11 protein-coding genes are annotated in these 9,556 nt (G+C 62.4%); 2 read left to right on the forward strand and 9 right to left on the reverse strand.

Features of this window, described 5'->3' with window-relative positions; all coding sequences use genetic code 11:
• Nucleotides 1-412 precede the first annotated feature (412 nt).
• From ACH2DW_RS14700 to ACH2DW_RS14720, 5 genes are all read right to left on the reverse strand, one after another.
• On the reverse strand, nt 413-1,276 hold the full coding sequence (locus ACH2DW_RS14700) for a TrmH family RNA methyltransferase (protein ID WP_394930496.1): 864 nt from the start codon (nt 1,274-1,276) through the stop codon (nt 413-415).
• Between the two features lie 365 nt (nt 1,277-1,641).
• Nucleotides 1,642-1,977, reverse strand: a complete 336-nt coding sequence (locus ACH2DW_RS14705) for a cupin domain-containing protein (protein WP_394930497.1) — start codon at nt 1,975-1,977, stop codon at nt 1,642-1,644.
• Nucleotides 1,978-2,159: 182 nt separating this feature from the next.
• Nucleotides 2,160-2,543: a spondin domain-containing protein gene (locus ACH2DW_RS14710; RefSeq protein ID WP_394930498.1), complete on the reverse strand. Its 384-nt coding sequence runs from the start codon at nt 2,541-2,543 to the stop codon at nt 2,160-2,162.
• Nucleotides 2,544-2,612: 69 nt separating this feature from the next.
• On the reverse strand, nt 2,613-3,605 hold the full coding sequence (locus ACH2DW_RS14715; RefSeq protein ID WP_394930499.1) for a hypothetical protein: 993 nt from the start codon (nt 3,603-3,605) through the stop codon (nt 2,613-2,615).
• 20 nt (nt 3,606-3,625) lie between these two features.
• Nucleotides 3,626-4,840, reverse strand: coding sequence for a TauD/TfdA dioxygenase family protein (locus ACH2DW_RS14720; protein ID WP_394930500.1), 1,215 nt, complete (start codon nt 4,838-4,840; stop codon nt 3,626-3,628).
• Nucleotides 4,841-4,996: 156 nt separating this feature from the next.
• Here ACH2DW_RS14720 and ACH2DW_RS14725 point away from each other — a divergent pair, with 156 nt between their 5' ends.
• Nucleotides 4,997-5,515: a potassium channel family protein gene (locus ACH2DW_RS14725; protein WP_394930501.1), complete on the forward strand. Its 519-nt coding sequence runs from the start codon at nt 4,997-4,999 to the stop codon at nt 5,513-5,515.
• A gap of 1 nt (nt 5,516) precedes the next feature.
• On the opposite strand, the gene ACH2DW_RS14730 is transcribed toward ACH2DW_RS14725, so the two are convergent.
• The 4 genes from ACH2DW_RS14730 to ACH2DW_RS14745 all read right to left on the reverse strand — a co-directional run bounded on the left by ACH2DW_RS14730 (nt 5,517) and on the right by ACH2DW_RS14745 (nt 8,599).
• Complete coding sequence (locus tag ACH2DW_RS14730) at nt 5,517-5,816, reverse strand: hypothetical protein (RefSeq protein WP_394930502.1); 300 nt, start codon at nt 5,814-5,816, stop codon at nt 5,517-5,519.
• A gap of 141 nt (nt 5,817-5,957) precedes the next feature.
• On the reverse strand, nt 5,958-6,410 hold the full coding sequence (locus ACH2DW_RS14735) for an SAM-dependent methyltransferase (RefSeq protein WP_394930503.1): 453 nt from the start codon (nt 6,408-6,410) through the stop codon (nt 5,958-5,960).
• A gap of 6 nt (nt 6,411-6,416) precedes the next feature.
• Entirely contained in the window at nt 6,417-8,078 is a 1,662-nt protein-coding gene (locus tag ACH2DW_RS14740) for a rhodanese-like domain-containing protein (RefSeq protein ID WP_394930504.1), read from the reverse strand.
• Complete coding sequence (locus ACH2DW_RS14745; protein WP_394930505.1) at nt 8,015-8,599, reverse strand: cysteine dioxygenase; 585 nt, start codon at nt 8,597-8,599, stop codon at nt 8,015-8,017. The genes ACH2DW_RS14740 and ACH2DW_RS14745 overlap by 64 nt, the downstream gene beginning before the upstream one ends.
• Nucleotides 8,600-8,773: 174 nt before the next feature.
• Here ACH2DW_RS14745 and ACH2DW_RS14750 point away from each other — a divergent pair, with 174 nt between their 5' ends.
• Nucleotides 8,774-9,487: an SDR family NAD(P)-dependent oxidoreductase gene (locus tag ACH2DW_RS14750; RefSeq protein WP_394930506.1), complete on the forward strand. Its 714-nt coding sequence runs from the start codon at nt 8,774-8,776 to the stop codon at nt 9,485-9,487.
• Nucleotides 9,488-9,556: the final 69 nt, after the last annotated feature.

A 9,556-nucleotide genomic window follows, 5' to 3' on the forward strand; every position in this document is an offset into this window, starting at 1 on the left:
AAGCCGCGCACAACCGGCACGTTCTCTGCAGCAATGAGCACACAACGCGCGCTCCGTGGGCCTGCTGCCGATAGAGAACCTGCGCCGAGCAATCGCCCGATATCGGCCCATATCGGGCGCCTGGGAACCGCGCCGAGAAGTACCAGACCTCACCGAGACGGCCCGCAGATCCGGGCGCGGTAGTTGCTGCATCAAGAGCGGCACTTTGGCGAGCAGCTCGAAGCACTCGGCGTCGAGATCCTCAACAACAAGGCCAACAACTCGGGCCACATCGACCGGAAACTCGTGTCCGGCCAGCCCGGAGGCCGCCAACAACTTCGGGCAGATGGCGGCCAGAGCCCTCCTCGACCACGGCGACCAAACGGAATAAGTCTCGGCATCTCCGCCGCCACCGAAACCGGAGGCATTGCACTCATCGAGCTCGCGCCGGGCGACCGATCACTGCGAACGTAACTGCTGCAGCATGGCCGACGTTGAGTGAGTCGACGTCGGTCGAGATCGAGATCCGAACGCGGTGCGTCGCAACGTCCATCGTCTCAGGCTCCAAGCCATGGCCTTCCGCGCCGAGAACAACTGCGACCCGGTCGGGTACGTCCATGTCCCAGAGGTCGACCGCGACGACATCGGGGGTGAGAGCCCATGTCTCAAAGCCTGCGTCACGAAGCGTGTGCAGGGCGCTCGGCCAATCCTCGGCATCTGCTCGGGCGACCGGGATGTGGAGGATCTCGCCCATGCTGACTCGCACCGTGCGCCGTTGATACGGATCGTTGCAGGTTGGACTGATGACCATGCCGTCGATGCCAAACGCACGCGACGCGCGGGCGATTGCGCCCACGTTCTGATCGTCATTGAGCGCTTCAAGCACGACGAGCCGCCGACACGTGCTCGACAACTCAGCAACGGTCGGCATCGGAGCACGGAAGGCGGACGCGAGACAACACCGGTCCATGTTGAAGCCAACGACCTCGGCAAGGACCGCTTGGTTCGCAACATAGACCGGCACGCCAGCCATCTCAGGCCGAGACATCGTGGGAACGAACCGCTTGAGGCGTTTTGGGTGGAGTAACACCGAACGCATGCGATGCCCAGAGTCGAGCATGCGGTCGATCGGGACGTACCCCTCGCCCATGAAATACTCATCGGCTTCCATTTCGGCACGAACCGCGATGCTGTTCAGCTCGCGGTAGTCGTCGAGCCGCGGGTCAGCCGGGTCCACGATGTACGTCACACCCTCAACTTCGCCACTCGATGCTGCAGCGTCTTGGTCTGTGCTCATCGGCTCATCAGCTCGCCAAATTCTGAGCAGTTGGGGTTCTCGCACATCGATGGCTCACCGGGCGCCTCAGGTGGTAACGCACTGACACCGCACGAAGCGCAGATCGGTGAGATATCGCCATCATCAGTCTCATCCCACAGATCGCTCATGACGTCAGTGTCGCCGACGTTGCGGCGTTTCGTTCACACCTCGAAATCAGCACTGCCCGCGCTCGACGGCTCCGACGACCACAGTTCGTCGACGTCACTGTCTTCCCGTTGCATGTTGTCGGCTCGAACGGGTGTGGCTTCCAATTCGACCCGGACGTCGTGCGTGAGTACGTGCCCGTTGGAGTGCGGTAGCGAGATCGGACGACCCGTCTTGTGTCAGCCGGCGAGCTTGGCGTTGATGTGTTCCATCACGGCCATGTGCTCGGCTTGCGGGCTGAGCATGATGAGTTCTGCGTCTTCGTTCACCCGAACGCTGTGGCCGGCGGGCCAGTGAAAGAGATCTCCTTTCACACACTGCTCGGTTGAACCGTCGCTGTAGCTGACGACAACATCGCTGTTGAGCATGAACCCCCAGTGCGGCCCGTGGCACATGTCGCCCTCAAGCCCTTCGAGAAGCGGAGCGAGGTCGGTGCCAGCGGCCATCGAGAAGTACTCCGCACCGATCGTGCCGGACGCGACTCCGAAGTCGGGAAGCTGCCGCGCCAGGTACATCGATCTTGACGGGAACGTCCTGCATTGAAATGCGCATGTTCTGATCCTCCTGGGTGTGGTTGTGTTGGACACCAACAAGGCGTGACAACCACTGTCACATTGTGACAATCCCGCATGGCTCAGGAACCGAGCGTTGTGTTCTGGTTCGGACCAGATGCGACAACGACCTGCTCGGTCGGCGTTCAGCCGGTGCGGGTGATCGTGATCGTTGCGAAAGCATTCTGAGATGCTGCGGCGACGTAGCCGGAATCGACGGGTCCGGTGACAAATCCTGGCCCAGATCGGCTTGAGACGCCGAAGTTGTCACCACCCGATGTTCCAGCGTCATAGCTACCAGCATTGACCGTGGTGCTCGGCGCCCATTCCCCGTCAAACAGGTCAAAGTTGCGCAGCCCGACAAACCAATCCGAGCTCGGCGCCAGCATCGTCACGAGTGACACCATGTCGAAGGTCTGGGTGGCAGTGATGTCGAACGATCGCCTGGCGATAGCCGGAGCGGGAACACCTGCGCCGCTCGTTGCCTGGGACACTGTGCTGTTCGACGTCAGTTCGCTGCGTCGCAACATCGCCCAAACCATCCAGTTCGGTAGAACGAACGATCCCAGATCTGGTGAACGTTCGCGGAACGAACGGGCTCAGCCGGCGGTGGCGGTCAAGCTGCCCTGCAGCGCGTCGAGGTAAGCGTCATAGCCGCTCGAACTGGGGTGGAAAGAGGCCGTCGACACGTTGATGGGACCATCGGTCCAATGCTCGCGGATCGTGCCATCTTCGAGTTTGCTGCGACGCAGGGAATCACCGAACACCGCATCGTTGACATACCGATCGCGCTGCCAGAACCGGCAGGCCCCATGGTTGTCGAACTCATCAATGACCGACACATAGCGAATGTCGGCACCGGTGCGGACTCGAGCAATGTTCGTTGCAGTCTCAATCTCGCGGTTCAACAGATCAACCTGCTCATCAATGAAGTCCGCCTCGTTGCGGCTAATCCCCAAGACGCCCTCGCACCAGCGATCACTCTGCATCAGCCGCGGGTACGCAAGCGCTCGCACCATGACGTCGGGATACTGGTCACCGATCGCGACATATGTTCGGATCAGATCACGCCGGATCTCATCGAAGTTGGCCATCTGATTCTGTGGTGGCTTGTCGCAGTTTGCCGTTGTGATGCAGCGCAACAGGGCATCCGGCCAGTTCTCATCACGTTCGGTTCGAAGATCGTTGCCGCCAATCGTCATCGTAATCAACGTCCCGTCGCCGTCGCCGCGAATGCCTGCAGCACGTACCTGGGCGGGGATCTCGCGGATCACTGCGCCCGCACAGGCAACAAAAACCGACTCGGCGTCGAGTTGCTCGGCGAAACGGGGACCAGGGGTCTCGTCAAGTTCGCGTTGGCAGGCACTCGAACCGAGTCGGGTCGAGTGGCCGAAGGAATGGGTCGCGGGCCCGTGGTCGTCATAGCTCGACGCGTTGCGATGGATGCCACTGCCCGAGCTGTAGGAATCGCCAAGCGTCACGACGCGCTGAATGGCTGGTTGCGTTGAATCCGTCGAACTTGCTTGCGCTGTTGTCGAGAGCGTGCCGACAGCGGCGATGGTGCACGCCACAGCGGTCGCAGCTCGAAACATGACATGCACGCTAGGCCCCCTCAGCGGCCGTGATGTTTCACCCTCGGAATCTGAGGCGGCGTGCGATACGGCGGGGAGATGTTGGCGGCAATCCATTTGTCGGTGTCACTGCGAGGCAGTTCGTAGCTCGGGTCTCCCTTGCAGCTGATGCGGTAGAGCAGCCGAGCGTCGTCGGGATGGTTAACGATCGGCTTCGATGGAGGCGCCGTGTGAAGCGTGGCGAAGTTGTTCCAGATCGTCACATCGCCTGGAGTGTGAACGTGGTCGTAGCGGAACTCTGGCTGGAGGCAATGCTCCTCGAGCCGGTCGAGGAAGCGGCGCGACTCGTCGCTGCCCATTCCGTCCACCTCGACCGGAGCCACCCGGCGGCCGCGCGAGGCCCACACCGGGCTGTGGAGCGACCTCACGCCGCTCCTCGGATTGGTGTAGACGAGCGGCACCATCCACCCGCCGTCGGTGACACGTAGGCGACGTCGCACCATGACCTTTTCAAGCATTCGACGCTCCTGTTCCGGCAGCGCGGCGAACGCAGCGGCCGTGTCGGCATAGGCCGTCTCTGCGTTCAGAGGTAGAGCCTCACGTAGCTCAGACAGCGTAGCGCTTGAGTCTGGGTGATAGAAGCCTGGCTCTCTTGGAGGATTGTCAACCCAGGTGCCGCGTGAGCTGTTGCGGGTCGTTGGGGTGCGCTGGACGTAGAACAGGCTGGTTGACAGAGGCGCAGGTTCGAACTCGATGTCGGTGTGCCAGTGCTGGCCGCCACGGACCTCGGGTTCAACCGTGGGACCGCTGCCGACCAGGTTGGTGACGATGTAGACCGCAGGGCTATCGGCCCCGTCGAGCGACATGATGGAGCCGGGGAAGGCCTGGTCCACCAGAGTCGATGTTCGCTCCTCGATGGGGTGCAGTTCTAGCAGGTCCCCAGCAGCGTGCCCGACGTAGTTGGCGTAGTTGTGCGGGTGCGGCAGGGGCGCCCCGAAGTGGTTCGCCACCTGCTCGAGATGGCCAACGCTGAAGCCGTGTGTGTCTTGCGTGGGGAACGACACGATGCGGTGCCAGTCGACCAATGCCACCAACAGCGCGGCCTGGCTCGGCGTCAACGGCTCGGTCAGATCGATGCCGGCGACGCGGCGGCCGAGCCGTTCTGTCGAAGTGAGCGGGGCGATCGTGGCGTTCGATCCGAAGACCCGCTTCAGATCGTTCTCCAACGGCGGGAGCTGGCTGACGTCTGGGTTCATGACAATCGGGTCCTTTCGAGGCGACAAGGTTCTGAAGGATGTCGTCATCTTCGCGCTGACCTCATCGGCCGCCATTTTACTACTGAAGCTACCCAGTAGCCGCCCAGCGCAGCCACCATCCAGCGACGGCGCGGCCCGCTCTGGGACCATGTGGTCATGGGAATTCTCCGCCGTGGCTATGAACGATTCCATGACAATCCGTCGTCGTTGAGGCACGCGACCCAAATGATCACCAGCCTGACGGTTGCGGTCGTTCTGTTGGGTGCGCTGATGATGTGGGTCTTTGACCACGGTCAGTACCCCACCTACGGCAGTGCGCTCTGGTTCACCCTCCAGACGGTCACGACGGTCGGATACGGCGATGCGACGCCGATCAGCACGGTGGGTAAAACCGTGGCGGCAGTCGTCATGCTCACCGCCATCGGGCTCGTCACCGTTGTGACAGCCAGAGTGACCTCAACGTTCATTGAGGCGGCACGGGTTCGGACCGCACGCGCCAACGCCGAAGCGGCGTCCCCAGAAACTGACCCCTTCACTCGTCTCGATTCGACACTCTCGACGCTCGTCGAGCGTCTTGATCAGATCGAGTCGACCCTCGCTGAGCGCCTCGACCAGATCGAATCAACGCTCGCAGTGAACGATGCCACTCCGAGCGAATCACGCGATTCCTCCTAGCTCACCGGTTTGGGCTGGACCGGGCGTCGCGTCCGTAGCGCAATCGGTGTGAGCGAGTGGCCGAATACAGGGTCCGCGACAACAAGCCCCCCTCGATCGCGTCAACCGTGCGCCGCCGGCGCTCGATTCCTTCATGGACTCCGTCGTCGCCGAGAACTGAGCGCAGCCCCTCTTCGTGCCGGAGCGTGGCCGCGAGCCAGCGCCGCTGGGTGGCGAGGTACTCAGCGGTCACATCGACCTCGTCAATCTCGATGAAACCTGCTGAGCGGAGCAAGCTCGGATAGGTCGTCCGAACCGCCACCCCGGGTGGCCCGACCAAGCTTGCACGCCGGCGCTTCGCTGCACTGAGCCCCGGCGGCACTTGGATCGTATGGAACGCCAGCCGGCCGCCCGGACGCAGAACCCGACGAGACGCTCTCAGCACGGAGAGCTTCCTGGGCAGTCAACACATCACATCGGCGTGCACGATCGCGTCGATCGACCCCGACCGGATCGGGAGCTGCTCGCCGGTTCCGAGCAGTGCGAGTGCTCGGGGTCCGAGGTCATCGCTGCCGATCCGGTCAAGAGCAGCACTGCAACCTTCCATGATCGGATCGACGCTGACCACGGAGCAGCCGAGCGTTGTCGCCAGATAGAGGCCCGGCCATCCGCATCCGGCGCCGATGTCGAGGAGCACGCTGCCTGGCCCGAGTTCAAGGAGCCGACCGATGTCGTCCGCCTGCTCGCGCGTCGTATATCCAGTCGCGCGATAGTCGCTGCCGAGTGCCTCAAGCTCCACCGTCCGCGGCGCTGCCTCGCCAGACACCGCATAACGCTGCCCAAATCGTTCTGTCTCGATGAGCGAATGCACGACCACATCGGAGAGTCTTGCCGATGTTGTCTGCTGCACGCTCACGCTTACTCAGGCCCAGGACGTGAAGCGCACCGTGGGATCTCGTTCGAGTTGATCCACGAGGGCAATCTCCCAGGTGAGGTACTCCTGCATGTGCTTCGGAGCGGCCTGGCCGTCGTGGTCATACGGCTTGTACCAGACGTCGTCGGGCTCGGTCGTGGGCCGTTCAAAGCCAGACTCCATTGCATTGCCGGCATGACGCCACGCCCGATTCCCGCCCGCCAAGGCCAGCACCGAGGCATTGGGCCACACCTTCTGCGCGTCAGGCACGGCCAGCTTGGCGAGTTGACCATCGGTTGAAGTGATCACCAACGTCTCCACATCACCGACCACAGCCCGGGCTGCGTTCAAACGGCTGCGCACACCCCAGAACGAACCTGGAATGTGACCCTTCTTCCGGTACTTCAGGCTGGTCCCCACATCGAGGACCGCGACACCGTCCGCGCTGAGACGATCGCCCAATTCACTCACCGTGATCGAAGGCGCCGACTCCACGGGCAGCCGCTCCACCCTGCCGGAGACCACGTCCAGTTCGCGCACATCGACGTCGAGGACCACCGCGTCGTTCCACCCCAATTGGCGTAACCAGCTCGCCGTCATGGTGGCTCGCACTCCATTGTCGTCGACCAGAATGAGTCGGGCATTTCGAGTCGCTGCGTACTCGTCGGTTGCCTGCACGAGCTGACCGCCGGGGGCGTTGCTGCTGCCGATGAGGTGGCCTGCCTCGAACTCCGCCGGTGTCCGTACGTCGAAGAGGTACGTCGTGCGGGTCGTGTCGGCTTGCCACTGTTCGAGTTCGTCGATCGTGATCCGGCCGACGTCGAACCGCTCGGCGACTTCCGCCACTGCGGACATCGCCCATTCTTTGCTCGTCGCGCCCGGATCTGGTGCATGAACATCGTGGCCGCGAACCACATCGAAGCCGGCCAGTTCCCAGCCCATCGTGCCGTTTTCAAGCGCCACGACGCTGTTCTCGAGCCCGGCGTTGATCAGCGATTGGCTCCCGATGATGCTGCGTGTTCTGCCGGCACAGTTCACGACCACCAGTGTCTCGGGGTCGGTCACGACTTCTTTGACACGATGGACCAGCTCGGCGCCAGGGCAATCAATGCCACTCGGGATACTCATGTTGCGGAACTCTTCGAGCGGACGAGAGTCGAGCACCACGATGTCGGCACCATCATCGATCATCGTGTTGAGTTCCGCAGCGGTGATGCGCGGCGTGCCGTAGGTGTGCTCAACGAACTCGCCGAACGCCTTGGAGGGAACGTTCACGCCTGAGTACAGCTCGCCTCCGTTGGCGGCCCAGCCTCCAATGCCGCCAACCAATACATGCTGGTTGCTCCAGCCGAGTTCCTGAGCCTTCTCGGCCGCGCGCTGGGCGAGGGTGCTGCCGGTTTCGTCGTGGCTCCCATCGTCGCACCACACCACTCTGGTGTCGCTGCGCGGCACCGATCCCGGCAGCACCAGCTCCAGCTGGGAAAGTGGAATGCAGGCGGCGTGAAACAGATGCGACCGGAAGTACACCCCCTGTTCACGTGCGTCGAGGACGGCCAACTCGTCACCATCTTGGAGCCACCGATTCAGCGTCGGAGCATCGACGTCCATCAGCAGATGTGCGAGCTGGTGCGGGCCTCGCGGATGCCACTGACGTTGTTGAAGATCTTCCACGTCTTGTCACTGGGACTGAAGTACTCACGAGAATCAAGTCGTTCGAGCGCGAGGCCATAGCAGTGGAAGTTCAGAGCCTGTCCGTTGATGTGAATCGAGTGCAGATCGTCGGGGAGCATCGCCACGCCAGTACCGGCTTCGACCATGTGCCGATCGGTTTGGGTGACACCGTCGCTGGTTCGATCGAAGAACTTGTTGAGCTCCTGACCGTCAAAGCCGACCACCACGGCCCACGTCGTGTGATTGTGGACCGGTGTCTCGAACTGGCCGCTGCTCGACTGGGCGTAGAGGGCGAACCGATCGTCGGTGTCCTGAGCAAGGCGGTACAGGAAGCTGTTCGAGTCGTCCTCGGCGGTCGGGGAGGGAAAGTCTTCGAGCGGGAAGAGGTCGCGTTGTTGGCTCAGCTCGATGATCCGATCGCGAATGGCCTCGACGCCCTTGGTGGTCACGCCAACATTGGCTTCGATGCGGCGGATGTCATCCATGGCTGCAGCGACAGCTGCGGTTCGGTTGCCAGTCATGTGTTTTCTTCCTTGTCGATCAGGGCGCACGTTGGTCCCCGGCTGTGTGCTCGAATGATCTTCGCACGTCAGAGCGCGACGCTGACGTGTCGCTCGATAGCCGGAGCCCGCCTCGCCTGCTGGAACTGCGTCGCCGCCAGTTTCCCGACGAGCTGGGTCGGTTACGGTCGCGTCATGCTTGACCCGACCGGTAGAACAATCATGATCAGCGGAGCGAATCGAGGTCTGGGCAACGCCATTGCACGACGGCTCCACAGCGACGGATACAACGTCAGCGTCGGCGGCCGCGACATCGAAGCATTGCGCCATTCAATGGAGGGTTGCGATGACGACAGGGTGCTGTGCCATCGCTACGACGCGACCGAACCCGGCACCGACGCCGAGTGGGTCAGCGCAACCATCGAGCGATTCGGATCCCTGTCCGGTCTCGTCAACAATGCGGGGATCATCGACACCGCCGGGCTCGAAGCTCTCACCGAAGACGGGCTCGACGCATTGTGGTCGGTCAATGTGAAGGCACCGTTTCGGATGATCCAACTTGCGCTGCCACATTTACGCGCCGACGGCAGCGGGCGTGTTGTCAGCATCGCCTCGTTGTCCGGTGTGCGGGTCATGGGAACGTTCGCACCGGGCTATGCGATGTCCAAGCACGCTGTGCTCGCTCTGTCGGAGGCAACGAAACAGGCGGGTTGGGATGACGGCGTTCGCGTCACGTCGGTCTGCCCTGGATTCATCGCGACCGACATGACGAGTGACTTTGGCGAGGATTCCGCCACGATGATCGATGCGTCCGATCTTGCTGAACTGATCTCAACGACCATGTCGCTGCCGAACACGGCGTCGGTCGCGCAACTCAACGTTGCGTGTCGTCTCGAACCCCACTTTTAAACCCAGCGCGCTGCTGGCTTGTCGGTGTGCAGATCGCTGTCAGGCTGAACGCTGGTTGTATCGATAACC

Origin of the sequence: uncultured Ilumatobacter sp. (assembly GCF_963980585.1) — a bacterium.
GTDB lineage: Bacteria > Actinomycetota > Acidimicrobiia > Acidimicrobiales > Ilumatobacteraceae > Ilumatobacter_A.